The organism is Amycolatopsis sp. NPDC048633 (genome assembly GCF_040650695.1).
Taxonomy (GTDB): domain Bacteria; phylum Actinomycetota; class Actinomycetes; order Mycobacteriales; family Pseudonocardiaceae; genus Amycolatopsis.
The window spans coordinates 369,981-393,257 of sequence record NZ_JBEZHS010000002.1; the positions used below are offsets into that span (position 1 = coordinate 369,981).

Annotated in this window: 24 protein-coding genes; 14 read left to right on the forward strand and 10 right to left on the reverse strand. The window is 71.1% G+C overall.

Going from position 1 to position 23,277, the window contains the following annotated elements; all coding sequences use genetic code 11:
• The first annotated feature begins 78 nt into the window (after positions 1-78).
• From AB0C38_RS08235 to AB0C38_RS08250, 4 genes are read left to right on the forward strand one after another with little or no spacing between them, the layout of a single operon-like run.
• On the forward strand, positions 79-2,244 hold the full coding sequence (locus AB0C38_RS08235) for a glycoside hydrolase family 9 protein (protein WP_360668712.1): 2,166 nt from the start codon (positions 79-81) through the stop codon (positions 2,242-2,244).
• Positions 2,245-2,270: 26 nt separating this feature from the next.
• Positions 2,271-3,212, forward strand: coding sequence for a glycoside hydrolase family 6 protein (locus AB0C38_RS08240; protein WP_360668508.1), 942 nt, complete (start codon positions 2,271-2,273; stop codon positions 3,210-3,212).
• Between the two features lie 59 nt (positions 3,213-3,271).
• On the forward strand, positions 3,272-4,048 hold the full coding sequence (locus tag AB0C38_RS08245; protein WP_360668511.1) for a sugar phosphate isomerase/epimerase family protein: 777 nt from the start codon (positions 3,272-3,274) through the stop codon (positions 4,046-4,048).
• 7 nt (positions 4,049-4,055) lie between these two features.
• Positions 4,056-5,198: a Gfo/Idh/MocA family oxidoreductase gene (locus AB0C38_RS08250; RefSeq protein ID WP_360668514.1), complete on the forward strand. Its 1,143-nt coding sequence runs from the start codon at positions 4,056-4,058 to the stop codon at positions 5,196-5,198.
• An 82-nt stretch (positions 5,199-5,280) separates the two neighbouring features.
• On the opposite strand, the gene AB0C38_RS08255 is transcribed toward AB0C38_RS08250, so the two are convergent.
• From AB0C38_RS08255 to AB0C38_RS08265, 3 genes are all read right to left on the reverse strand, one after another.
• A complete protein-coding gene (locus AB0C38_RS08255; RefSeq protein ID WP_360668517.1) occupies positions 5,281-6,003 on the reverse strand; it encodes a hypothetical protein in 723 nt (240 codons plus the stop codon).
• A complete protein-coding gene (locus AB0C38_RS08260; protein WP_360668520.1) occupies positions 6,000-7,196 on the reverse strand; it encodes an MFS transporter in 1,197 nt (398 codons plus the stop codon). Before AB0C38_RS08260 ends, AB0C38_RS08255 begins: the two co-directional genes overlap by 4 nt.
• 120 nt (positions 7,197-7,316) lie before the next feature.
• Positions 7,317-7,670 carry a MerR family transcriptional regulator gene (locus AB0C38_RS08265; RefSeq protein WP_360668523.1) on the reverse strand — a complete coding sequence of 118 codons (354 nt, stop codon included), beginning with the start codon at positions 7,668-7,670 and terminating at the stop codon, positions 7,317-7,319.
• Between the two features lie 109 nt (positions 7,671-7,779).
• On the opposite strand from AB0C38_RS08265, the gene AB0C38_RS08270 reads away from it, so the two are divergent.
• On the forward strand, positions 7,780-8,346 hold the full coding sequence (locus AB0C38_RS08270; protein ID WP_360668526.1) for a helix-turn-helix domain-containing protein: 567 nt from the start codon (positions 7,780-7,782) through the stop codon (positions 8,344-8,346).
• On the opposite strand, the gene AB0C38_RS08275 is transcribed toward AB0C38_RS08270, so the two are convergent.
• Positions 8,343-9,269, reverse strand: a complete 927-nt coding sequence (locus AB0C38_RS08275; RefSeq protein WP_360668529.1) for a PDR/VanB family oxidoreductase — start codon at positions 9,267-9,269, stop codon at positions 8,343-8,345. The two genes, AB0C38_RS08270 and AB0C38_RS08275, sit on opposite strands and share 4 nt — an antisense overlap.
• A 118-nt stretch (positions 9,270-9,387) precedes the next feature.
• On the opposite strand from AB0C38_RS08275, the gene AB0C38_RS08280 reads away from it, so the two are divergent.
• Genes AB0C38_RS08280 through AB0C38_RS08290 form a run of 3 tightly spaced genes read left to right on the forward strand, consistent with a single transcriptional unit; the run spans position 9,388 to position 11,896 of the window.
• Positions 9,388-9,768: a DsrE family protein gene (locus tag AB0C38_RS08280; protein ID WP_360668531.1), complete on the forward strand. Its 381-nt coding sequence runs from the start codon at positions 9,388-9,390 to the stop codon at positions 9,766-9,768.
• Between the two features lie 4 nt (positions 9,769-9,772).
• Complete coding sequence (locus tag AB0C38_RS08285; protein ID WP_360668534.1) at positions 9,773-10,678, forward strand: pyridoxamine 5'-phosphate oxidase family protein; 906 nt, start codon at positions 9,773-9,775, stop codon at positions 10,676-10,678.
• 33 nt (positions 10,679-10,711) lie between these two features.
• On the forward strand, positions 10,712-11,896 hold the full coding sequence (locus AB0C38_RS08290) for an aminotransferase class I/II-fold pyridoxal phosphate-dependent enzyme (protein WP_360668537.1): 1,185 nt from the start codon (positions 10,712-10,714) through the stop codon (positions 11,894-11,896).
• 31 nt (positions 11,897-11,927) lie between these two features.
• Here AB0C38_RS08290 and AB0C38_RS08295 read toward each other — a convergent pair whose 3' ends face one another.
• On the reverse strand, positions 11,928-12,569 hold the full coding sequence (locus AB0C38_RS08295; RefSeq protein ID WP_360668539.1) for a TetR/AcrR family transcriptional regulator: 642 nt from the start codon (positions 12,567-12,569) through the stop codon (positions 11,928-11,930).
• Positions 12,570-12,677: 108 nt separating this feature from the next.
• On the opposite strand from AB0C38_RS08295, the gene AB0C38_RS08300 reads away from it, so the two are divergent.
• From AB0C38_RS08300 to AB0C38_RS08310, 3 genes are read left to right on the forward strand one after another with little or no spacing between them, the layout of a single operon-like run.
• Positions 12,678-13,715 carry a medium chain dehydrogenase/reductase family protein gene (locus AB0C38_RS08300; RefSeq protein ID WP_360668542.1) on the forward strand — a complete coding sequence of 346 codons (1,038 nt, stop codon included), beginning with the start codon at positions 12,678-12,680 and terminating at the stop codon, positions 13,713-13,715.
• Positions 13,716-13,725: 10 nt separating this feature from the next.
• Positions 13,726-14,307: a TetR/AcrR family transcriptional regulator gene (locus tag AB0C38_RS08305; protein WP_360668544.1), complete on the forward strand. Its 582-nt coding sequence runs from the start codon at positions 13,726-13,728 to the stop codon at positions 14,305-14,307.
• A 39-nt stretch (positions 14,308-14,346) separates the two neighbouring features.
• A complete protein-coding gene (locus AB0C38_RS08310; protein ID WP_360668547.1) occupies positions 14,347-14,940 on the forward strand; it encodes an ABC transporter permease in 594 nt (197 codons plus the stop codon).
• 91 nt (positions 14,941-15,031) lie between these two features.
• Here the strand turns inward: AB0C38_RS08310 and AB0C38_RS08315 are convergent, their stop codons facing one another.
• Together AB0C38_RS08315 and AB0C38_RS08320 are read right to left on the reverse strand one after the other, a co-directional pair.
• Positions 15,032-15,502 (reverse strand): YdeI/OmpD-associated family protein, encoded by a 471-nt coding sequence (locus AB0C38_RS08315; RefSeq protein WP_360668550.1) that lies wholly within the window; start codon positions 15,500-15,502, stop codon positions 15,032-15,034.
• Positions 15,503-15,557: 55 nt separating this feature from the next.
• Complete coding sequence (locus AB0C38_RS08320) at positions 15,558-17,126, reverse strand: MDR family MFS transporter (RefSeq protein WP_360668553.1); 1,569 nt, start codon at positions 17,124-17,126, stop codon at positions 15,558-15,560.
• A 131-nt stretch (positions 17,127-17,257) separates the two neighbouring features.
• On the opposite strand from AB0C38_RS08320, the gene AB0C38_RS08325 reads away from it, so the two are divergent.
• Positions 17,258-17,842: a helix-turn-helix domain-containing protein gene (locus AB0C38_RS08325; RefSeq protein WP_360668556.1), complete on the forward strand. Its 585-nt coding sequence runs from the start codon at positions 17,258-17,260 to the stop codon at positions 17,840-17,842.
• Between the two features lie 42 nt (positions 17,843-17,884).
• Here AB0C38_RS08325 and AB0C38_RS08330 read toward each other — a convergent pair whose 3' ends face one another.
• Together AB0C38_RS08330 and AB0C38_RS08335 are read right to left on the reverse strand one after the other, a co-directional pair.
• Entirely contained in the window at positions 17,885-18,544 is a 660-nt protein-coding gene (locus AB0C38_RS08330) for a phospholipase (protein WP_360668559.1), read from the reverse strand.
• A gap of 6 nt (positions 18,545-18,550) precedes the next feature.
• Positions 18,551-19,504, reverse strand: coding sequence for a VOC family protein (locus AB0C38_RS08335; protein WP_360668562.1), 954 nt, complete (start codon positions 19,502-19,504; stop codon positions 18,551-18,553).
• 157 nt (positions 19,505-19,661) lie between these two features.
• Here AB0C38_RS08335 and AB0C38_RS08340 point away from each other — a divergent pair, with 157 nt between their 5' ends.
• On the forward strand, positions 19,662-20,642 hold the full coding sequence (locus AB0C38_RS08340; RefSeq protein WP_360668565.1) for a helix-turn-helix domain-containing protein: 981 nt from the start codon (positions 19,662-19,664) through the stop codon (positions 20,640-20,642).
• A 204-nt stretch (positions 20,643-20,846) separates the two neighbouring features.
• Positions 20,847-21,131 (forward strand): hypothetical protein, encoded by a 285-nt coding sequence (locus AB0C38_RS08345; protein WP_360668568.1) that lies wholly within the window; start codon positions 20,847-20,849, stop codon positions 21,129-21,131.
• A gap of 61 nt (positions 21,132-21,192) precedes the next feature.
• On the opposite strand, the gene AB0C38_RS08350 is transcribed toward AB0C38_RS08345, so the two are convergent.
• Positions 21,193-23,274: a hypothetical protein gene (locus tag AB0C38_RS08350; protein WP_360668571.1), complete on the reverse strand. Its 2,082-nt coding sequence runs from the start codon at positions 23,272-23,274 to the stop codon at positions 21,193-21,195.
• Positions 23,275-23,277 lie beyond the last annotated feature (3 nt).

A 23,277-nucleotide genomic window follows, 5' to 3' on the forward strand; every position in this document is an offset into this window, starting at 1 on the left:
TCCTCGATCCCCGTTTCGATCCTCAGGAGAACCGGTATGTCCGTAAGACCCAGGCTCCTAGCGGCCTGTTTGCCCGTCGTGCTCGTCGTGTCGCCGGCCCCGGCCGCGCACGCCGACGCGCCGTACGAACGCGTGCTCAACGGCACCTTCGACACCACCAAAGCCCCGTGGTGGAGCAGCGGGACCACCCCGTCCCGCATCGACGCCGGCCGCCTGTGCGCCGACGTCCCCGCCGGCACGGTCAACCCGTGGGACTCGATGCTCGGCGAAAACGACATCCCCCTGGAGGCGGGCCAGCCGTACACGCTGCGCTTCACCGCGACGGCGTCGGCCGACGTCACGATCCGCGCCGGCCTCGGCCTCGCGGTCGCCCCGAGCACGACGATGTTCTCGAAGGCCGCCGCGGTCATGAGCACCCCGAAGACGTTCACCTTCACCGGCAACTCCAGCCTGTCCACCCTGCGCGGCCAGGTGAACTTCCAGTTCGGCGGTGCCACCAAGGCGTACACGTTCTGCGTCGACGACGTCTCGCTCACCGGCGGCGGCATCGCGCCGGGCGGGGGCAAGGACTACGGCTCACCCGTGCGGGTCAACCAGCTCGGGTACGCGGTGTCCGGGCCGAAGCAGGCGTCCATCGTGGACGCTTCGACCCGGCCGGTCCCGTGGCAACTTCGCGACAGCACGGGCAAAGTCGTGAAGAAGGGCCGGACCCAGGTGCAGGGGAACGACGCCGCATCCGGCGACCACGTCCACCTCGCGGACTTCGGCGACTACCGCAAGGAGGGGACCGGCTATACCCTCGCTGTCGGGTCCGCGGTCAGTGAGCCCTTCGACATCTCGCGCAACCCGTACGACGGCCTGCGCAAGGACTCGCTGGAGTACTTCTACCTCGTCCGCAGCGGCACCCCGATCGACGCCGCCTACGTCGGGGAGGCCTACGCCCGCCCCGCGGGCCACCTCGGCGTCGCGCCCAACAAGGGCGACACGTCCGTGCCCTGCCTGCCCGGCACCTGCGACTACTCCCTCGACGTCAGCGGCGGCTGGTACGACGCCGGCGACCAGGGCAAGTACGTCGTCAACGGCGCGCTGGCCGCGTGGCAGCTCATGGACAGCTACGAGCGCTCGCTGTCCACAGGGGACTGGGCGAGCCTGAAGGACGGCCTGCTGAAGGTGCCCGAGGCGGGCAACCGCGTCCCCGACGTGCTCGACGAGTCCCGCTGGGAGGTCGAGTTCCTGCTCAAGATGCAGGTCCCGGCCGGGCAGCCCCTCGCGGGCATGGCGCACCACAAGATCCACGACCTCGCCTGGACGGCACTGCCGACCCAGCCCCAGGCCGACGCGCAGCCCCGGTACCTGCACGCGCCGTCCACCGCGGCGACGCTCAACCTGGCCGCCGCGGCCGCCCAGTGCGCCCGCGTCTGGCAGCCCTACGACCGCGCGTTCGCGGCGAAATGCCTGGCCGCGGCGAAGACGGCGTGGCAGGCCGCGCTCGCCCACCCGGCGATCTACGCACCCGACGAGGACAGCGTCGGCGGCGGCGCGTACGACGACACGGACGTCACCGACGAGTTCTCCTGGGCGGCGACCGAGCTGTACGCGACGACGGGCGACCGGACCTACCTGAAGTCCATGACCGGCCGGATCACCGCCGACGGATTCTCGTGGCGCGACACCGGCGCGTTGACCGACCTCACGATCGCCCGGCTGCCGTGGCGCTTCCCCCTGGATCGCGTCCTGGGTGCCCGGCAGCGGGTGCTGAGCGTCGCGGACCGGTACGTCCGGAACATCGATTCGCAGGGTTATCCGAACCCGTTCAAGGACGCGGCCTACCCGTGGGGTTCGACCAGCTCCACGACCAACAACGCGCTGGTGATCGCGACGGCGTACGACCTGACGCACCGGCCGGGCTATCGCGACGCCGTCCTCGAGTCGATGGACTACCTGCTCGGCCGCAACGGGCTGAACCAGTCGTTCGTCACCGGCTACGGCGAGCGGGCCAGCACCAACGAGCACAGCCGGATCTGGGCCCACCAGCTCGACCCGAAGCTGCCCACCCCGCCGCCGGGCTCCCTGGCCGGCGGCCCGAACAGCGGTCTGCAGGACCCGGTGGCCCAGCAGAACCTGCCCGGCTGCGCGCCCGCGAAGTGCTACATCGACGACATCTTCTCCTACTCCACGAACGAGACGGCGATCAACTGGAACTCGTCGCTCGCCTGGATCGCGGCGTTCGCCGCCGGTAAGTAGTCCCCTCTCACAGAAGGAGGTCCACAATGCCGTGGACAGCCCGCATCCTCGCGGTGTCGGCACTCTTGCTCATCGGCACCGCGGTGCCCGCGAGCGCGGCCAGTCCGATCGACCTGACCAGCGGGTTCTACGTCAACACGGGTTCGGCGCCCGCCCAGTGGGTGGCGTCGCATTCGGGCGACTCGCGAGCCTCGAAGATCAACGCGTCCATCGCGTCGAAGCCGATCGCGAAGTGGTTCGGCAACGACTCCGCCATTGGCACCTCGGTGGCGAGCTACGTCAGTGCCGCCGACAGCCACGACAAGCTGCCGGTGCTGGTCGCCTACAACCTCCCCGGCCGTGACGCCTGCGGCGGCGAGTCCGGTGGGGGAGCCGGGAGCCTCGGCGCGTACAAGACGTGGATCTCGAGCTTCGCGGCCGGCGTCGGGACCCACCCGGCCGTCGTGATCATCGAGCCGGACGCCCTCGGCGACTTCGACTGCATGAGCAGCGCGCAGATCGCCGACCGGAACACGATGCTCACGTACGCGACGCAGATGTTCAAGCAGAAGGCCCCGAACACCTACGCCTACCTCGACGGCGGCAACGCCGGCTGGGTGGCGGCGGCGACCATGGCGAGCCGCCTGAAGGCCGCCGGGGTGGCCAAAGTCCGGGGCTTCGCGGTGAACGTGTCGAACTACTACACCACCAGCCAGTCGGTGAGCTACGCCGGCTCCGTGAAGTCGGGGGTCGGCGGCAGCGCGCAGTTCGTCATCGACACCAGCCGCAACGCCAACGGCTCCAACGGCAACTGGTGCAACCCGGCCGGGCGCAAGCTCGGCGTCACCGCCCAGGTCGGCGGCGGCGCGGAGCTGCTTCTGTGGGTGAAGACGCCCGGTGTGTCCGACGGCCAGTGCGGCATCGCGCCGACGGTGCCCGCGGGGACGTTCAGCCCGGACATCGCCGTCCGGTTGATCGACGGCACCTGAAACCCTTGACTCGCAATACTGTAAGCGCTTACAAAGGAGGCTGACGAAGGAGGTCATGGATGGGCTGGCGGTTCGCCGTGAGTACGCTGGGCATGCCGGGCATCCCGGTGCGGGAGGCCGCACACACGGCTCTGGCGCACGGGTGTGAAGGCCTGGAGCTGCGCGTGCACCCCGACGAGGAAGTCCACTTAGGACTTCCGGGTCCGGCCGTCGACGACCTCCGCTCCCTGCTCGACGACCAGGGGCTGGCCGTCGCGTGCCTGGCCGGGTACGCGAAGGTCACCCGCCCCGGACCCGACCAGCCGGTGGTCGACGAGCTGCGTGCGCTCATCGACCTGGCCGACCGGATCGGCGCGCCGGCCGTGCGCGTCTTCCCGGGCGGCGACGGCGACGCGCGGCCAAGGATCGAAGCCGTCCTCGACGACCTGCGGGACGCCGGGGTGCGGCTGCTGGTCGAGACGCACGATTCGCACCCCACCGGCGCCACGGCTCTGGCCGTCGTCGAGCCGTTCGGCGACCCGGACCTGGTCGCCGTGCTGTGGGACGCGGTGCACCCGTGGCGCGCCGGGGAGGAACCGGCCGTCACCCGCGAAGTGCTGGGCCGCTACCTCGGCTACTTCCAGGTCAAGGACGCGGTGGGCCGCGACGACCCGACCCCGGTGCCGCCCGGCGAAGGCGCGATCCCCCTGGACGACTGCGGCGAGCTGCTGCGGTCCTGGTCGGGCTGGGTCTCCTTGGAGTGGGAGAAGGCCTGGTACCCGGCGCTCGCGCCGATCGACATCCCCCTGCGCGCGGCCGCGGCCTGGTTCGGCCGGTACGCGCTCCCCGAACACTGAGGTGGAGATGACGAATCAGACTTTGGGCGTCGTGCTGAACGGCGTCACCGGCCGGATGGGCTACCGCCAGCACCTGGTGCGCTCGGTCCTGGCGATCCGCGAGCAGGGCGGTGTCCTGCTCCCCGACGGCTCCCGCGTGCAGCTCGAACCACTGCTCGTAGGCCGCAGCGACGACAAGCTGGCCGAGATCGCCAACCGGCACGGCCTGACCCGCTGGACGACCGACCTGGACACCGCGCTCGGCGACGCCGGCTTCCCGGTGTACTTCGACGCGCAGCTCACGTCCGTCCGGGAGAAGTCGATCGCGCGGGCGATCGACGCGGGCAAGCACATCTACACCGAGAAACCCCTCGCCGAGTCCGTCGAAGGTGCCCTGACGCTCGCACGGCAGGCGGCCGCGGCGGGCGTGAAGAACGGCGTCGTGCACGACAAGCTGTACCTGCCCGGCCTGCGCAAGCTCGCGCGGCTGGTGGAGAGCGGGTTCTTCGGCCGGATCCTGTCCGTGCGCGGGGAGTTCGGCTACTGGGTGTTCGAAGGCGACTGGCAGAGCGCGCAACGGCCGAGCTGGAACTACCGGGCCGAAGACGGCGGCGGCATCGTCGTGGACATGTTCTGCCACTGGAACTACGTGCTGGAGAACCTGTTCGGCGCGGTCCGCTCGGTGACTGCCCGCGCCGTGACCCACATCCCGTCCCGGGTGGACGAGACCGGAAATCGTTACGACGCAACGGCCGACGATGCGGCGTACGCGATCTTCGAGCTGGACGGCGGGGTCGTGGCGCAGCTGAACTCGTCGTGGTGCGTCCGCGTCCACCGCGACGAGCTGGTCGAGTTCCAGGTGGACGGGACGCGGGGGAGTGCGGTGGCCGGTCTGCACAAGTGCGTCGTCCAGCCGCGCGAGGTGACGCCGAAGCCGGTGTGGGACCCGGACCTGCCGGAGACGCGGGACTACCGCGCGCAGTGGCAGGAGGTCCCGGACAACGCCGGCTTCGGCAACGGTTTCAAGGCGCAGTGGGAGCAGTTCGTCCGCCACGTCGTCGCGGACGAACCGCACCCGTACGATTTCCTCGCGGGGGCGCGGGGAATCCGCCTGGCCGAGGCGGGTCTGGAGTCGTCGCGGACCGGGCGGCGGGTGGACCTGGCGGGGTGAGCGCCGCGGCCGCCCGGTCCGAAGGGTCAAGCCCGCCGGTCGGCTCCCGAACCGGCGCGCCGGGCGGCGGTGGACGACGTCGTCACTTCTTGAGCCTGCGGCTGCCCGCGTGCCAGTCTTCGGTCTTGCCGGTCTCCTCCGTCGTGACGCCGAACGACGGCAGCTGCGGGCGTTCGCGCAGGCTGCGCTTGAGCTCGGCGAAGCCCGGGAACCGGGCGAGCCCGACGACGTGGTCCCAGAGCTCCCCGGCTTGGTCCTCGCCGGGCAGCCTGCTGATCACCGGGCCGAAGAAGGCGACGCCGTGCGGTGGTTCGAAGTGGATGATCGGGGTGCCGACGTCCTTGCCCGTCAGCGACAGCGCCTCGTCGGACTCGGCCTGGATCTCGGCGTCGCGGCTCGTGTCGTCGAGGAACTCGGTGAACGAGGCCGGCAGGCCGGCGGCGGTGAGCGCGCCGGCGGCGAGTTCGGGGGTGCCTTGCCAGCCGAAGGGTTTGCCCTCGTCGGGGCCGGTTTCGAGGATGCGCGCGCCGAACGCCTCGTAGAGCGGGCCGATCGCTTCGCGGCCGTGCTTCTCCCGCACCGCCGACGCCACCCGCAGCAGCCGCAGGCCCGCGGTGTGCTGGGCCTCGTACTCCTCGGGAAAGTGGGTGTCGTAGTCGAGGTGCGCGTTGATCAGGCGCAGGGAGATGAACCGCCAGTCGACGGTGTAGTCCCGTTGCGCCTGGACGATCCGGACCCACTTGCTCGTCATCCAGGCGAACGGGCAGATAGGGTCGAAGTAGAAGTTGATGTCCGCGTTCGTCATCGAGTCCTCCTCGGGAAGGCGTGGTTGCGGGCGAAGGTCACGATGAGCACGGTGGCCACGACGAGCGCGACCACGGCGATCATGAGCGACTCGCTGCCGACGCCGGCGAGCAGCACGCCGCCGATCAGTCCGCCGAGCCCGATGCCCACGTTCCACATCGTCACCATCATCGGCTGCGCCGCGTCGGCGTGCTCGCCCGCCGCGGCCATCAGCGCCGACTGGAACAGCGTGGCCGCACCGCCGAAGGCGAGCCCCCACGCGGCGACGGCGAGGTAGTCCACCACCGGGCTGGCGGAGCCCAGTGACAGCGCCGACGCCGCGACGGCGAAGAAGACCGTGCTGAGGACGACGAGCCGGCGGTGGTGCCGGTCGACCAACGCGCCCGTGAGCCAGATGCTGAGGATGGAGGCGATGCCGAAGTCGAGGAGGATCCACTGGACCTGGTGCTCGAGACCGACGCCCGCGAGGACCGGCGCGATGTAGGTGTAGAGGATGGTGTGGGCGAGCACGTAGAGGCCGGTGACGGCCAGGATGGTCCGCAGCCCCTTCAGCCGGAGGAGCTGACGCAGCGGCATCCGCTCCGCGGACTTCTGGCCGGAGAAGTTGGGCAGCTTCCCCATCGTCCACAGGATCAGCAGGCCCGACAGGATCGTCACGAGCCCGAAGATCAGCTGCCAGCCGACAGCCTGTCCGAGGAACGTCCCGACGGGGACGCCCAGCGACAGGGCGACCGGGGTGCCGGCGAAGGCGAAGGCCATCGCGCGGCCTTTCAGCTCGGCGCCCACGAGGCGTTGTGCGTACCCGCCGAGGATGCTCCACGTGACCCCGGACGCCGCGCCCGCGATGAACCGCGCCGCCATCGTGACGGTGTAGTCGAGGGAGACGGCGGTGACGAGGTTGGCGACGAGGAACCCGCCGAGCGCGACCACCAGCAGGTGGCGGCGGGGCCAGGAGCTGGTGGCGACCGCGACCGGGATCGCGGTCAGGAAGGTGGCGACCGCGTAGATGGTCACCGTCTGGCCGGTCGCGGATTCGGACACCCCCAGTGCGTGGCTCATCTGCGGGAGCACACCCGCCGGCAGCGCCTCCGTCAGCGTGGTGATGAACCCCGCGGTGAACAGGGCGAGGAGAGCGGGAATCGGCAGCCGTGCCGCCGTCCGGACCGGTTCGGTCCGTTCCCGGGTCGTGGTCATGAGTGGTCCTTCGTCAGTCGAAGTGCCGCTGATGCGGTACTTCGACAAGCGTCGAACATTGACATCGGTGACAAGGCAAGGCCGGTTCGGGAGACGTGCGTCTCTCACCCATCGCCGGCTTCACTCCTGGACGAGTGCGTCCAGGTAGTCGTCCATCGCCTGCAGGTTCCTCGTGAGGTGTTCGAGGCGCTCGGCTACGCGGCTGCGCTCTTGCCGGACCCGGCTCACGAAGTCCGGGGCGGGGTACCGGGAGCTCGCCGCTTCGGCCAGGCAGGGCAGCACGGCCCGGATGATCTCGGTCGTCAGGCCCGCGCCCAGCAGGCTGCGAATCTGCTCGACCTGCTCGACCAGGGGCTCGTCGTAGTCGCGATAACCGTTCTCCTGGCGCCTGGGCTGGAGGAGCCCCTGCGCCTCGTAGTAGCGCAGCAGCCGAGCCGATACGCCGGTCCGCTCGGACAGCTCTTTGATCCTCATCACCACTCCCGGAAGCCACTGCCTCCACATCGATGTCATTGTCGGAACCCGGCCGAGCCGAGGCGTGTTCCGGTTCTCATTTTTACCGAAAGTTCGGTAATGTTGTGGCATGGCCCGCCCACCCTCCATCGATGAGGCCCACCTGCTCGATCTCCTGGTGGCCGTGTTCCGGGAGAAAGGCTTCGACGGCACCGCGATCGCCGATCTCTCGGCGGCTTCCGGGCTCCAGCGGGCGAGTCTCTACCACCGGTTTCCCGCCGGGAAGGAAGAGATCGCGGACGCCGTCCTGACCAAGGTCGGAGAGCGGTTCCAGTGGATCCTGGCGCCGATGGGCGAGGACTCCGACATCGCCAGGGGGATCGGCGAGACCGCGCGCCGGCTCGGGGACTTCTACGGCGCCGGGACGCTGTCGTGCGTTCTGGACACCATGACGCTCGCCGGGACGCCGGCCAAGCTCCGCGACCACGCGCGCGCGCTCGGGAAGGCGTGGGTCGACGCGATGGCCGACGCCTCGCGACGAGCGGGACGGCGGCCCGAAGACGCCCAGCGTGCTGCCAGGGATGTCTTTCTGCGCGTCGAGGGAGCGCTCGTGCTGGCGCGGGTACTGGGGGACACCGACGCGTTCGCCGAGGCCGTCGCCCTCATGCCGAGCCTCTTGCTCCCGCAGAAGGGTTAGATGTCCAGCACGAGCTTCGGGCACCGGGAACGCGAGACGCAGATCATCATCGTGTCCGGCGTCCCTGAGTGGTCGAGGTACTCGTCCCGGTGGTCCGGGACGCCCTCGAGCACCGGCGTCTCGCAGGTGCCGCAGAAGCCCTGCGTGCACGAGTAGTCCGCCTCGACTCCCGCGGCCAGCAGGGCGTCGAGCACCGACGTGCCCTCCTCGACCCGGACGTCCACTCCCGACTGTGCACAGTGGACGTCGAAGCCCGTGCTCCCGGTGACCGGCGCGCCGTCGGAGACGAAGCGCTCCACGTGCAGCGTGCCGGGTTGCCAGGCGTCGCATGCTGCTTCCACCGCTGAGATCATCGACTCGGGACCGCAGCAGTACACCGCGACGCCGTCGCCGGGTGTCCCCAGCGCCTCGGAGAGCGGGATGCGCTCGCCGGCCATGAGGTGGACGCGGTCCCCGAACGGGACGAGGTCGTCGGCGAAGGCCATGGACGACCTGCTCCGGCCGCCGTACCAGAGTGCCCACGGAGTTCCCGTCCGCTCGGCGTCGGTGATCATGGGCAGGAGTGGCGTGATGCCGACGCCGCCCGCCACGAACACGTAGCTCTTCGCCGGCTCCAGTTCGAAGAGGTTCCTCGGCGCGCTGACGGTGAGTGGGGTCCCCACGGTGGCGTGGTCGTGGATCCACGCGGAACCGCCTCGGGAAGGTTGCTCGAGCAGCACCGCGATGCGCCAGCTGGACCTGTCCGCCGGATCGCCGCACAGCGAGTACTGGCGGGTCGGCCCCGTCGGGAGCGTGACGTCGATGTGCGCGCCCGGGCGCCACCGCGGTAGCTCGCTTCCGTCGGCGGTCGCGAGGGTCAGGGCCACGACGCCGGCTGCGACGGTTTCCCGGCCGGCGACGGTGACGGAGTACTTCGAGATCATATTACCGAACGTACGGTAAAAAACTGGTTTTGCCAGGTGAGGAGGGTCACTTGATTTTTACCGAACGATCGGTAAAGATCGGCTGGTCGATCAATTCCCGTCTTGAGGAGACCTGTTCATGAGCAGCAAGACCGCAGTCGTGGTGCTGTCCGACCCGTCGACCGGCACCGAGGAGGCCCTGGGCCGGGTGTTCAACGCCCTCGCCTCGGCGTGGGAGTTCGCGCAGGGCGGCGAGGCCCTGGTGCTGTTCCAGGGGGCCGGCACCCGCTGGCCGGCCGTGCTGGCGGACCCGGCCCACCCCGCGCACGAGCTGTACACCGCGGTGAAGAAGCAGGTCGCCACGGTGGCGTCCGGCGGCTGCGCGACCGTCTTCGGCGCGACCGAAGGCGTCGAGGGCGAGGAGATCAAGCAGATCAGCCAGAACCAGGCACCCGGCACCCCCGGGGTCGCGAGCATCCGCGAACTGGTGCAGTCCGGCTACCACGTCCTGACCTTCTGACGCCGTGGCCGACCTCATCGACCGGCTCGCCTTCCACCCCGGCGAGCTCGAAGCGCAACGGGTGGCCGGAACGTCCGAGCCGGCGGAGAGGGTCCGGCCGATCATCTCGGACGCCATCCCGCGGGGGGCGTTCGAATTCCTGACCCGCCGGCGGATGCTGGTGCTGGGTGCCCGCGATCACGACGGGCGCCCGTGGGCGACCAGCCTGCTGGGCCCGGAAGGGTTCCTGTCGGCGGCCGGCCCGCACACCCTGCGGGCGGCCGCCGGCGTGGTGTCGACGGATCCACTGGCCGACGTCCTGCGGGACGAGGCCGACGTCGGCACCTTGGCCATCGACCTGGTGGCGCGCAAGCGGCTGCGGATCAACGGCCGGTGGCGGCCGGTCGACGGGGGTGGCGAAGTCGACGTGCACCAGGCGTTCGGCAACTGCCCCAAGTACATCCAGGCGCGCGTCATGCCGGACGACGCGCCGGGGGAGCTTCGCCCTGCGGCGACGCGGAGTGCGGTGCTGGGCGACCGGGAGTCGGCTCTGGTGTCGAGCGCCGACACGTTCTTCGTCGCGACGGCCGTCACGGGCGGGGTGGACGTCTCCCACAAGGGCGGCAACCCCGGTTTCGCCGAGGTCGTCTCGCCGGCCGAGGTGCGCTGGCCGGACTACGTGGGCAACGCGATGATGATGACCGCGGGCAACCTCCGGGTGAACCCGTTGGCGGGCTTGCTCTTCCCGGACTGGGAGTCGGGAGCGACCCTGCAGCTGACCGGCACGGCCGAGGTGCGCCGGGCCGCGGACGGTGCGGCGCCGGGACCGGCCACCGGACAGGAGACGGTCTTCCGCGTCACCGAGGCGATCTGGACCGAGCACGCGTTCCCCGGCGGGTGGTCCGCACCCGCGTACTCCCGCTTCAACTGAGACGTTTCCCCGAGACCTGAGTGGACGGTGCCGATGACCAGCTCACACCCGACGACCCGGGCCGCGCGGGCGGGCACCCACAGCCCGCCCGGCGCGGCCCTCCCGCTGGTACCCGCGCTCCACCAGAGCACCGTGCACGCCTACCCGGACCTCGCGTCGTTGCACCGCGTCCTCGACGACGAGGAGCGCGGGCAGGTCTACTACCGCTTCGGGCACTACAACGGCCAGGTGCTCGAAGAGGCCGTCGCGGACCTCGAAGGCGCGGAGGCCGCGGTCTCCGCGGCGTCCGGAATGGCCGCGCTCACCGGGATCGTGCTCGCCCTCGTCGAGGCGGGCGGGCACGTCGTCGCCGACCGCAACGCCTACGGCGGCACCCGCAGCCTGCTCGAGACCGACCTGCCCCGGCTCGGCATCACCACAACCCTCGTCGACGCCGCCGACCTCGGTGCCGTCGAACGCGCCCTGACCCCGCGGACCGGGCTCCTGCTCGTCGAGGCGCTGACCAACCCGACGATGCGGGTACCCGACCTGCCCGCCCTCGCCGCGCTCGCGGCCACCGCCGGGGCCAAGCTCGTCGTCGACTCGACGTTCGCCACGCCCGCCCTGATCCGCCCGATCGAGCACGGGGCCGACCTGGTGTGGCACAGCGTCCCCAAGTACCTCGGCGGCCACTCCGCCGCGATGGGCGGGATCGTCGCCGGCGACGCCGGCCTGGCCGGGCGGATCCGGCAGTCCGTGGTGCACCTCGGCGCGACGCTGGGCCCGTTCGACGCCTGGATGGCCTTGCTCGGGCTGAAGACCCTCCCGCTGCGGATGCGGGAGCACACTCGGGGCGCGACGGCCGTCGCCGGGTTCCTGGCCGGGCATCCCGCGGTCACGCGCGTGCACCACCCGGCCCGCCCCGGGCACCCGCACGCCGGAGTCGCCGCGAGGCTCTACCCGGAGGGAACAGGCGGCATGCTCTCGTTCGAGCTCGCCGGCGGCCGACCGGCCGTCGACGACCTCATCCGCCGCCTCGGGCCGTCGATCCCGCTGTCGCCCAGCCTCGCCGACGTCGCGACGACGCTCGTCCACCCCGCCACGACCACGCACCGTTCGCTGGCTCCCGAGGACCTCGAGGTCCTCGGGATCACCGACGTGCTGATTCGCCTTTCGGTGGGGATCGAGGAGCCCGCCGACCTGGTCGCCGAGCTCGGCGCCGCCCTCGCCGGCGCTTGACACCGCCGCCCGCGCGCATCGGCGAGGACTTTCACTCGGTGCCGAGGTGTGCCAGTGCGGTGATGATCCGGTCGGCGATGTCCGGTGGCCAGGGGAAGGCGACCGTCACCGCGCGCTGGTGGGCGAGGCCGTGCAGGCCCAGCCACAGCGCGACGGCATCGGCGTGCGGGTCGGTGGTGGTGACCTGGCCGGCGGTGACGCAGTCGTCCAGTGTCTCGGTGAGCAGCCGGGTGCACGCGTCGCCGAGGGTGGCCACGTCGTCCGCGGTCACGGAGGTGTCGTGCAGGGCGGGCATCCAGAGGCCGCCGAACATGGACCGGTACCGCTCGGGGTGTTCCTGGGCGAACCGCAGGTAGGAGTGGCAGCAGGCGAACAGCCGCTCGCGGGGGTCGTCGCCCGCGGCGTCCAGGTCGGCACGCAGTTGTGCTTCCAGTTCGGCGAACGCCCGCCGGACCACGGCCAGCATGATGGCCGGCTGGTCGGGGAAGTGGCGGTAGATCGACGGCGCGGCGATCCCGGCTCGGCGTGCGACGGACCGCAGCGTGATGGCGCTCTCGTCCCCGCTCTCGTCGAGCAGGTCGACCGCCGCGGCCACGATCTCCTCGCGGAGGCGGCCGCCCTCGCCCCGGCGGTTGCGCGTGCGGGTGGATGCCCCGGTCGACTCGTCTGTCATGACGTTAGCTTACACCGCAAAACTTATAGGTGTTAGCTCTTGCGCTGCCGATGGTTACGGCCGTAACGTTACGACCGTAAGCACAAGCGAGCGGATACGGAGTCAGCCATGAACAGCACCGTTGTCACCCAGGCCACCGAGATCGTGCTGCCGGGCAAGGTCGAGGCGAGCGGCCTGCGGATGCGCACCCGCGACCTCCCCGCGCCGGCCGCGGGCCGGGTGACCTTGCGGATGGACGCGACCGGCGTGTCGTTCGCCGAGCAGCAGATGCGCCGCGGCAAGTACTACGACCAGCCGCCGTTCCCCTTCGTGCCCGGCTACGACGTGGTCGGCACGGTCACCGCAGTCGGTCCGCAGGTGGACCCCGCGCTGGTCGGGCGCCGGTTCGCCGCGGTCACCAAGATCGGCGGCTGGGCCAGCTCCCTGCAGCTCGACGCCGCGGACCTGGTGCCCGTGCCGGACGGCGTGCCGGCGGCCGAGGCGGAAACCGTCGTGGTCAACGGGATCACGGCCTGGCAGATGCTGTACCGCAGCGCGAAGGTGCCCGCCGGCGCGACGATCGTGGTGCTCGGCGCCAACGGCGGCGTCGGGTCGACGCTCGTGCAGCTGGCCCGCCACGCCGGGATGACGGTGATCGGCACGGCGTCGCCCCGCCACCACGACACCGTGCGTGAGCTGGGCGCGATCCCGGTCGACTACCGCGATCCGGACATGTACCGGCGAATCCGGGAGCTCGCGCCGGACGGTGTGCACGCCGTGTTCGACCACGTCGGCGGCGCCGGGCTCAAGGACTCCTGGAAGCTGCTGCGCCGCGGCGGGACGCTGGTGTCCTACGGGACCGCGGCCACCAAGGACGAGGACGGCAACTCCCAGCTGCCGGTGCTGAAGTCGTTCGCGCGGCTCATTCTGTGGAACCTGCTGCCCAACGGTAAAGGTGCGCGCTTCTACAACTTCTGGGCCGGCAAGCGTCGCCTGAGCACCTTCCGGGCCCGGCTGCGCGAGGACCTCACCCAGGTGCTGCGGCTGCTCGCCGACGGCACCCTCACCGCCCAGGTCGCCGCGGAGTACCCCCTGGCCGACGCCGGTGCGGCGCTGGCGCTGGCCGAGTCGCGCACCGTCGCCGGCAAAGTCGTCATCGTCCCGTAGGACACCGGCGATGACCGCACCGCACCGGCCGCGCAACCCCCGCGGGGAGGGCGGCCGGCTCCGCGAGCAGATCCTGGCCGCCGCGAGCGAACTGCTCGACGCCGGCGGCGGCGAACGGGCCGTGACCCTGCGGGCCGTGGCCCGCCGGATCGGGATCGCGCCACCCTCCATCTACGCCCACTTCCCCGACCAGCCGGCCATCCTGCTCGCCGTCGCGCGGTGCGGTTTCGCCGACCTGGCGGCCCGGCTCCGGTCCACCGCCGCGGCCGTCGAGGAGCCCCGGCAGCGGCTGCACGCCGTCTGCCGGACCTACCTCGAGTACGCCCGGCACCATCCCCAGCGTTACCGCGTCATGTTCGGTGATCTCTGGACCACCCAGGGCACGGAAGCGATGCGGGTGCTCACCGACAGCCTCACCGCATGTGTCGCCTCGGGCCACGCCATCGGCAAGGACCCGGCCACCGACACGATCGTCCTGTGGCTGGGCCTGCACGGCCTCGCGCACCAGCGCATCGTCGCCGGCTCTTACGCCTGGCCCACCGACATCACCCAGCGGCTGACCGTCCCACTGGCCCACCTCGTCGAGATCTGATCCCAGCATCCGTTGACATCCCTGCCCGGAGGCACCGCCATGACCACTCTCGCGCTCCCCGCCACTCCCGCCACCACCCGCGTCGGCGACGTCGACAACCGCGCCGCCTACGTCGGCTTCGGACTCGCCTACCTCCTGGGACACGGCGCGACCGCCGTCTCCCAGGGCGACGACCCGCTGTTCGCACTGCCCGGCTGGCTACCCCCGGCCCTGCTCGTCGCCGGCCTCGCCGCCGGCACCGTCTTCTCCACCCTCGCCGCCACCCGCGCCCAACGCGGCGCGGACCAGCGCACCGCCCTGGTCGGCAAACTGCTCGGCCTGTCCTGGATCACCGGCTTCGCCGCTCTCTTCCTCGCCATCACCGGTCTCACCGCCATCTCCGGAGCCGCCGAGTTGCCGGCCGTCCTCTGGCCGACCGGCTCCGGCCTCGTCGTCGGCCTGCTCTACATCGCCGAAGGCGTCGCACGCCGCAACCTCGTGCACTACACGCTCGGCAGCTGGCTGGCCCTGATCTCCACTACTGCCCTCATCGTCGGCAAGCCCGGCTTGTTCTGGATACTCGCCATCGCGGGCGGCGGCGCCTACGCGATCGCGCTCGTCCTCGAACGACGGCGCCTCGCACACCTCCGCTGACACGGAGACGCGGCGTGTCCGCGAACCGGTTTCGATCAGCCGGGCAGAGTATCTCCGCTGGAGGTGCGCCACCTCTGGCCAAGAGCTGCCGTCACGGCCGTGGCCGCTGTTTGGTCCCCGCCGCGAGCAGGTCGACCACCTCGGCGATCCGGGCCGCGCGGAGGTCCGGACGGCGGGTGGTCGCCTCGATCCAGCGGAGGTAGGCCTTGCGGTAGAACTGCGCCAGCGTGTCGAAGAATGCGGCAGCGGCGGGGTTGCCGGCCAGTGCCGCGGCGATGTCGTCGGCCAGGTCTTCGCGTTGGGGGCCTTCCGGGGCCAGCTCGACGGTCACCTCGGTGCCGATCGTGACGTCTGCGTCGCGCAGCCACGACGGCGTGACGGTCAACAGCCAGCCGCTGCCGGCCGGCGACAGTCTCCCGCGGACCCGCCTGCCCTCGATCGTGCCGCCCACGGGATGGTCGGCCTTGGCGCCCCACGTCTTGTCCGGATCGAAGGGCACGGCGATGACCGCGTGGTCGCGCGGACCGGCGGCGATGACGGCGCGAAACTGCTGTGGGCTCACGTCCCCGATCGTCGCACGGTGAGCCGCGTTTCTCCTGCCGCGCCACCGAGGGGTGCTAGACCTCCAGGAGTTCGGCCTCGGCGGGGGCGGCCCGGCCCCGCAGCGGGATCTGGCGGACGAAGAACGCGATGACGATCCCGGCCGCCGCGACTGCCGCGGCCACGACGAACATCGTGCCCAGGCTGTCGGTGACGGCGACCTTGAACATGTGCTGCGCGGCTTCGGGCAGCTTGTGCAGGATGGCGGGGGTCATCTGGTTGCCGCTCGCGGAGAAGCTGTCGCCGCCCGTCAGGGAGTTGCTCAGCGAACTGGTGTAGATCGCGCCCAGCAGCGCCACCCCGAGTGAGCTGCCCATGTTGCGCAGGAAGGTCGCCGCGCCCGTGCCCGCCCCGATGTCACGCAGTTCGATGCTGTTCTGCGCGATCAGCGTGGAGGTCTGCATCAGGCAGCCCATCCCGGCGCCGAGCACGACCATGTAGATCGCGGTCGTCGTCTTCGACGTGTCGATGTCCAGCGTCGAAAACAGCGCGAGCGACGCGGCGATCAGGGTGCCGCCGATGATCGGGAAGATCTTGTAGCGCCCGGTTTTGCTGATGATCGCGCCGCTGGCGAGGGAGACGACCATGGCCGCGATCATCATCGGCATCAGCAGCAGCCCGCTGTTGGTCGCCGACGAGCCCTGCACGAACTGCTGGAACTGGGGCAGGAAGGTGACCGCGCCGAACATCGCGAACCCGGAGATGAACGCCAGCGCGCCGGAGAGGGTGAAGTTGAGGTTGCCGAACACCCGCAGCGGCATGATCGGCTCGGCCACGCGGCGCTGGACGATCACGAAGGCGATGAACGCGGCGACGGTCACCACGGCGAGGCCGAGGATCTGCGGCGACACCCAGTCGTACTGCGTGCCGCCCCAGCTGGTGATCAGCACGAGCGCGGTAATCCAGACGGTCAGCAGGCCGGCGCCGAGCCAGTCGATCCGCGCCTTGCCGGTGCCGCGGGGGAGCTTGGCCAGGGTGAACCAGCAGACCACCAGCGCGACCGCGCCGAGCGGCAGGTTGACGTAGAAGGCCCAGCGCCACGAGAAGTTGTCGGTGATGAAGCCGCCGGCCAGCGGGCCGCCGATCATCGCGACCGGCATGACGGCCATCATCAGGCCCATGTACTTGCTGCGTTCCCGCGGCGGGATCATCTCGCCGATGATCGACAGCACGCCGACCATCAGGCCGCCGGCGCCGAGGCCCTGCACGGCGCGGAAGGCGACCAGCTCGCCCATGTTCTGCGACATCCCGGCCAGCGCCGAGCCCGCGAGGAACACCACGACCGACGAGATGAAGACGATGCGCCGCCCGAAGAGGTCGCCGAGCTTGCCCCAGATCGGGGTGGACGCCGTCGAGGCGAGGATGTAGCCGGTCGTCACCCAGGCGAGGTGGCTCAGGCCGCCGAGGTCACCGACGATCGTGGGCAGCGCCGGGGCGACGATCATGTTGTCCAGCATCGCCAGGAGCATCGCGATGACCAGGCCGCTCATCGTCACCATGATCTGCCGGTGCGTGAACTGCGCGGGCGTCCGGTCGGCGGCCGCCTCGTCGGGCGGAGCGGCCTCGCTGGTGGTCTCTGGCGTCATGGGCTGGTCCTTCACGAAGATGATCAACTTACTTTCCGGCCGGTCAGTAGTGACAGTACTGACCGGCCGGAAGGTAGGCAACGGGTTATCCTGGACTCGCGGACCGGCCGAGTACCAGGAGAGCGACGCCCATGGCGCGACAACGCAAGGCAGCGGACGACCGGCGCGCCGAGATCCGGCGCGTCGCGCTGGACCTGTTCACCGTGCACGGCTACGAGGCCACGTCGTTGCGGCAGATCGCCGAGCAGCTCGACGTCACCAAGGCCGCGGTGTACTACCACTTCGAAAGCAAGGAAGCGATCGTCCGCAGCCTGTTCGAAGACCGGCTGGCCACCCTCGACGCGCTCATCGAATGGGCCGAAGGTCAGCCGCACTCGGCGGAGCGCTCGGCCAGGATCGCGGCCGGCTGGTTCGGCCTCATCCTCGACGACGGCCTCAGCTTCGCCCGGTTCGCCATCGCCAACCAGGCCGCGCTGCGCGACCTCAAGCCCGACCACGGCGGCGCGCTGGACCGCCTGCAGAAGATCTCGTCGCTGCTGGCCGAGCCGGGCGCGTCGGCGAAGGACCGCCTCAAGGTCAGGATGGCGATGATGAGCGTCAACCTCGCGGTCATGGGCTCACACGGGCTCGACCTGACCGACGACGAGATCCTCGCCGCGGCCACCGAGACGGCCGCCCTCATTTCCCCGGGCTTCCCCGTCGTAGTGCGCACGTGAACTTCCCGGCCGCCGGGAAACCTGACGCCGCTGGGCATGCCGTCACGGCAGGTCGCCCGCGGCGAGACGGTGGATCAGGTCCGCGCCGGCGACGCACGCCTCGTCGGTCACGACGTGTTCGTCGCCGGGGGCGATGTGCAGGTCCAGCCGGGCTCCCGCAGCCTTGAACAGATCCGCGCTGTCGAGGACCCGGTGGGCCGGGACCCACGGGTCGTCCCGGATGCTGCGCACCAGCACCGGCAGGCCGTCGAGGGCGGCGGGAGCGGGCGCGGGGATCGGCTCGGCGCCGATGAACCCGCCGGTGAAGAGCAGGGCGGCACCGAGCGGCCGGGGCCGGGTGAGCAGCAGGTGGGTCAGCAGGCAAGCGCCCTGGGAGAACCCGAGCAGCACCAGTGCGCGCGCGGGAGTGCCGGCGCCGAGCAGCTCGTCGATCTGCCGGTCGAGGGCGTCGAGCGCGTGGCCGAGGTTCGGCTGGTTCGCGGCCAGCGGCTGCCGGAACGGTTGTGGGTACCAGCTGTCCCCGGCTGCGGCCGGCGCGACGAACCGCGCCGGCAGCGGGCCGAAGCGCCCGGCGAGCCGCTGCATGAACTCGGGCTCCTGCCCGCGGCCGTGCGCGGCGAGCACCACGATCGGTGCCGTGGCCGGGCCCCAGCGCAGGACCCGCTGCCCGAGATGCGGGTTCCGCGCGGTGCCGTCGTCCACGCCGCCTCAGATGTCGATCGGTTCGAGCGCGCCGAGCAGCTCGTCGCGGCGGTGTTCGAACTGGTCGGGCAGCTGGAAGCGCTGTCCCAGCTCGTGCGGGGACTCGTCGCAGTCCCAGCCGCCGTCGGCGTGGGTGACGGCGAGCTCGAACAACGCTCCCGCCGGCGAGCGGACGTAGACGCTCTTGAAGTACTTGCGGTCCTTCAGCTCCGAGATGTCGGTGTAGCCGCGGCCCTCGATCTCGAACTTGAGCTCGTCCTGGTTCTCCAGGGTGTCGGCGTTCCACGCGAAGTGGTGCTGGGTGCCGGCACCGTAGTGCCAGGTTCCCTGGTCGTCCCGGCGGTTGACCGTGATCTCCAGGTGGTTGCCGCGCGCCTGTTTGCCGATCTGCAGCGCGATCCGGTCGCCCTCTTCGCCGAGCCCGTGCTGGGCGTCGAAGGTGTCGTGGGCGAACTCGACGGTGCGGTCGGGGGTCACCACGTGCACGCCGAGGCCGTGCAGTCCGTGAATCGCGTGCTCCGGCGGCACCCCGTACCCGGCGTGCCCGGTGCGGTCGTCGCCCTCGTTGGCGACGAAGACGTACTCGATGCCGCTCGGGTGCTCGAACGCCAGCCGCCGGCGGCCGAACACCTCGAGGTCGGTCACCGCGACGTCGTGCGCGGTCAGCCTCCGGTGCCAGAAATCGAGGCTGCCGTCGGGGACGGACAGCAGGACTTCACGGCCTTGGTTGGTGCCGCGCTTTCCGTGCAACCCGGCCTGTGCCCAGGGAAATGTGGTGACGACACTGGACGGGTCGCCGTCGGCGTTCGCGTAGTAGAGGTGGTAGATGGGGGTCGACCCGTCGAAGAGCACGGTGCGCTTGATGAACCGCATCCCGAGCACCTTGACGTGGAAGTCGACGTCCTCCTGGGCGCGGCCGACGGACAGCGTGATGTGGTGGGAGCCTTCGATGTAGGCCATGCCGTGTCTCCTCGTCGAACAGCGACGTACTCCGTGGCCCACGCTACGAACAGCCCGGCCCCACGCGCATCGGGCAGACGCGCACGACGATGTCGAGGATGTGCACAGCCGGGATCGCGGCGTAGCCTGACGGCGTCGCCCATCCCCAGGAGCGTTCATGGCCGGTTCGCAGACCGTGGTGGCCACCGGACGCGCCGCGCCCCGCACCGCTGCGAAGGTCCGGACCGGCGTCTGGCAGGAACAGGTCAACACGGGCGTCTCACTGCACTTCAGCTTCGAGTTCGCCGATCCGGAGTCCTTCGCCGGCACGATCACGCACCGCTCGCTGGGGGAGCTCGGCATGTTCGGCGTGGCCTGCCGGCGGCACACGGTGTACCGGCGGCCGAGCGACCTGGACCTCGGCGACGACGCCTACTTCCTGCTGACCCTCCAGCTCGCGGGGGACAAGCGGGTGACCCAGGACGGCCGGTCCGCGACCATCCGCGCGGGGGAGTTCGCGCTCTACGACTCGGAGCGGCCGCTGCGGCTCGATGTCGGTGACGGCTACCGATCGGTGAACGTCAAGTTCCGCAAGGAGATCCTGGGCGTGCACGACGCCGAGTCCTTCGCCGACCTCGCGGCCCGGAAGTTCTCCACCGAGCAGGGCATCGCACCGGTGGTGTGGTCGGCGATCCTGAGCCTCGGCTCGCTCGGCCCGTCGAGTGGCCCGGACGGCGTCCTGGTGGCGGGCAACGTGATCGACATGACGGCGACCATGCTGCGGGCGCAGGCGGGGATCACCGCCCCGGACCGCCGTGACGAGCGGGCTCGCCGGCTGCGCGCGGTCCACGCCTACATCGACGAGCGGCTGCCCGACCCGGATCTGCGGGTCGAGGCCATCGCCGCGGCCCACTTCGTCTCCGTGCGCTACCTGCACATGCTCTTCCGGCAGAGCGGGCACACGGTGGCCGCCTGGATCCGGCACCGCCGGATCCAGGCCTGCAAACGGGACCTCGCCGACCCGGTCACCCGGGCCGTCCCGGCCGCGGCCATCGGAGCCAGGTGGGGCTTCGTCAGCGCGTCACACTTCGGGCAGGTCTTCAAGAAGGCGACCGGGCTGACCCCGGCGGAGTTCCGGGAACGGGCCCTGTCGGGTTGACCGCGACGATCTCGACCGGGTCGCGCGCGCCGCCCGATCCGCCGGCTGCGGCGAGCACCACCAGCCGGGGAGCAACCGCGCGGTGCTTCGCCGGCGCTTTTATCAACCGGGTTCGGATTGCCATGGTTCGCCCCAGGGGTCGTCAGGCCATCGGGCCCGCCGGCGCTGGGCCTGGTCGTGCTGTGCCCGGGGCTTCCTCGGGTCGTGGCCGGGCCGATCGCCGGGCGGCTGCTGGACCGGGTGCAGCCGCGGCTGCTGCTCGGGTGGGACAACGCGGTCCGCGGTGTCCTCATCGGACTGGTCCCGGTGCTGTCGCTGCTCGGCGGCCTCGGCGTCACCGTCCTTTGTGTCCTTTCCGCGGGTGCCGCCACGGTGTCGGCCTTGACGGAGGTCGCGGAGAGCGCCGTGGTTCCCCGGCTGGTTCCGGAGCCCCGACGGCGATCTCCGCCTTCGGGTTCCCGGCGGGCAGCGCGGCGGCGGGCACGCTGAGCGCGGTCCGCGGCCGATCCTCTTCGGGCCATCCCTCGGGGCCGATCGGGCGAACCCGCCGTCAGGTCCGGAAGATCAGGTTTCCGGACTGCAGCAACGGCCGGTAGTTCGATTCGGTCCACTCCTTCCCGGCCCGGAGGTTCTGGAGGCAGACCTCGTCGGCCGTGGCGATGGTCAGGCCCGGTTCGACCTTGGACGGGTAGCCCGAAACCCGGGCGGAGTTGCCGTGGATCGTCGTGGCGACGGCTTCGACGGTGAGGGTCAGGTCCGGCGCGTCGGGGAACGTGCCCTGGAGGGCGAAGAGACCGCCGCCCTTGGCGAACTTGACCTTGCCCACCGGTGATCGTCGCTCGTCGTACCCCGCGCCGTTGCCGGCGACCGTGCTGCCCTTGCCGATCTCGACGCGCACCGACCGCACCTCGAAGACCTCCCGCATGATCGCGGTCCAGAGGTCGGGGATCCCGGCGAGGGCGCCTTCGGTGTCCGCCTGGCAGCCGACGCCGCCCCCGGGGTGGTCGGGGGTGACGTTGGACTCGGTGGCGGGCGTCGAGGGCCGGGTGCCCGCGGGAACGCCGATCGTGGTCGCCGTGACGAGCACGTCGGAGTTGCGCGCCGACACGCCGCCGCCGGGCAGCGGACCCGGGTCGGGGAGGCCGGTGGACAGGGAGAGCCCGCGTGCCGTGTTGCCCCGGACGTCGCAGGTGTCGAACACGCCGCCCGAGCCCATGGTGAGCCGCACCCCGCCGCCGATGCTGCCGGCGATGTTGCCGCTGACCTCCGTCTTGACCAGCTGGACCCGGGACAGCACCGACGCGTAGAGCCCGCCGCCGTCGTCGAAGCACCGGTTGCCGGTCAGCCGTGACTCGGTCACCTTCACCGCGGTCTTCTGGGCCGACTCGATCTCGTCGCGCTTCCAGGCGTCCCACTTGTGCAGGCTGAGCGCGGAGCCGGCCAGGAAGTACAGCGCGTGGAACAGCACGGCCTTGGCGTGCGCCTTGCCGCCGAGCAGCTCCAGCACGATCGCCTTGACCCCGCGCACCGCCGGGTTCGGCCGCAGCGGGTCGATCAGCCACCACGCGTAGTCCAGCAGGTCGGACATCGTCACGCTGCTGGTCGGCGACGTGATGTGGACGACCTTCGCCGTGAAGAACCGGACGAGATCGATCTCGCTGAGGTCGCGGGTCAGCTTGCCGGGCACCGAAACCTCGCAGCCGAGGCCACCCCCGTCGCGCCGGCCGCTGGTGCCGCTGCGGTTGCCGTCGATCCAGCAGTGCTCGAACGACGGCCAGCCGTACCCGACGACCGCCGCTCCGGCGCCGCGGCCCTGGGCGGTGTTGCCGCGGATCAGGCATTTCCGCACGGTCGGGCCGGCCCAGACGGTCGCCAGGCCGCCGCCGAACGCCTGCCCGGCCAGCCAGGAGTTGGGCCGGCCCGGCGGGACCGCGCCGTCGAAGTTCGCAGCGAGGTCGGCGAGGATCGTGGCCCGGTCCAGCCGGGGGAGCGGCGGGCGCCCGAGCAGCTTCAGCACCGCGTTCGCCGCGTCGACGAGGCCGTTGATCGTCTGGACGGCGGCCGGGGACACGATCTCCCCGACCAGGCCGACGACGGCGTTGCGCAGCGCCACGCGGTCGGCCTCGGGCCAGCCGGTGATCCGGGCCGTCTCGGTCTGGTTGCCCGTGATCACGCAGCATTCGATCAGCACGTTGTCCGCGTCGATCACGGCGATGCCGCCACCCGCGCCCAGCGCCGGGTCCGCGGACCGGTGGACCGCGTGCCCACCGGTCACCCGCACCCCGCGCACGGCGACCGGCCCGAACGAAGCCCGGGTTCCGGCCGTGCCGGCGATCCGCAGCACCCGGTGGGCCGCACCGCGCTTGGTCGTGATCGCCGGCAGCACGGCGGGGTCGAACTTCGGGTCGGTGGGATCGATCGTGGGGTGGGCCAGCAGGAAGCTGCTGACCAGGGTGAGCGCCTTGCCGACGACCAGTTCGTCCTCCCGGTAGGTCGCGTTGTCGAGGATCTCGACGGTGTCGCCCGCGACCGCGACGCGGATCGCGTCGGCGATCGTGCGGGCCGGCTTGGCGGGGGTGTCGAACGGCCCCGAGGTCGTGCCCTTCTTGGCGTGGACGTAGCGCGTGGTCACGGC

What these genes read in the sequence shown, in the direction of transcription:
- AB0C38_RS08270 (WP_360668526.1), top strand. Translation starts at nt 7,780, where the DNA reads ATGGCCCGCCCACCCTCCATCGATGAGGCCCACCTGCTCGATCTCCTG.
- AB0C38_RS08265 (WP_360668523.1), bottom strand. Translation starts at nt 7,670, where the DNA reads ATGAGGATCAAAGAGCTGTCCGAGCGGACCGGCGTATCGGCTCGGCTG.
- AB0C38_RS08310 (WP_360668547.1), top strand. Translation starts at nt 14,347, where the DNA reads ATGACCACTCTCGCGCTCCCCGCCACTCCCGCCACCACCCGCGTCGGC.
- AB0C38_RS08260 (WP_360668520.1), bottom strand. Translation starts at nt 7,196, where the DNA reads ATGACCACGACCCGGGAACGGACCGAACCGGTCCGGACGGCGGCACGG.
- AB0C38_RS08250 (WP_360668514.1), top strand. Translation starts at nt 4,056, where the DNA reads ATGACGAATCAGACTTTGGGCGTCGTGCTGAACGGCGTCACCGGCCGG.
- AB0C38_RS08255 (WP_360668517.1), bottom strand. Translation starts at nt 6,003, where the DNA reads ATGACGAACGCGGACATCAACTTCTACTTCGACCCTATCTGCCCGTTC.
- AB0C38_RS08245 (WP_360668511.1), top strand. Translation starts at nt 3,272, where the DNA reads ATGGGCTGGCGGTTCGCCGTGAGTACGCTGGGCATGCCGGGCATCCCG.
- AB0C38_RS08305 (WP_360668544.1), top strand. Translation starts at nt 13,726, where the DNA reads ATGACCGCACCGCACCGGCCGCGCAACCCCCGCGGGGAGGGCGGCCGG.
- AB0C38_RS08325 (WP_360668556.1), top strand. Translation starts at nt 17,258, where the DNA reads ATGGCGCGACAACGCAAGGCAGCGGACGACCGGCGCGCCGAGATCCGG.
- AB0C38_RS08240 (WP_360668508.1), top strand. Translation starts at nt 2,271, where the DNA reads ATGCCGTGGACAGCCCGCATCCTCGCGGTGTCGGCACTCTTGCTCATC.
- AB0C38_RS08340 (WP_360668565.1), top strand. Translation starts at nt 19,662, where the DNA reads ATGGCCGGTTCGCAGACCGTGGTGGCCACCGGACGCGCCGCGCCCCGC.
- AB0C38_RS08335 (WP_360668562.1), bottom strand. Translation starts at nt 19,504, where the DNA reads ATGGCCTACATCGAAGGCTCCCACCACATCACGCTGTCCGTCGGCCGC.
- AB0C38_RS08300 (WP_360668542.1), top strand. Translation starts at nt 12,678, where the DNA reads ATGAACAGCACCGTTGTCACCCAGGCCACCGAGATCGTGCTGCCGGGC.
- AB0C38_RS08275 (WP_360668529.1), bottom strand. Translation starts at nt 9,269, where the DNA reads ATGATCTCGAAGTACTCCGTCACCGTCGCCGGCCGGGAAACCGTCGCA.
- AB0C38_RS08295 (WP_360668539.1), bottom strand. Translation starts at nt 12,569, where the DNA reads ATGACAGACGAGTCGACCGGGGCATCCACCCGCACGCGCAACCGCCGG.
- AB0C38_RS08280 (WP_360668531.1), top strand. Translation starts at nt 9,388, where the DNA reads ATGAGCAGCAAGACCGCAGTCGTGGTGCTGTCCGACCCGTCGACCGGC.
- AB0C38_RS08290 (WP_360668537.1), top strand. Translation starts at nt 10,712, where the DNA reads ATGACCAGCTCACACCCGACGACCCGGGCCGCGCGGGCGGGCACCCAC.
- AB0C38_RS08320 (WP_360668553.1), bottom strand. Translation starts at nt 17,126, where the DNA reads ATGACGCCAGAGACCACCAGCGAGGCCGCTCCGCCCGACGAGGCGGCC.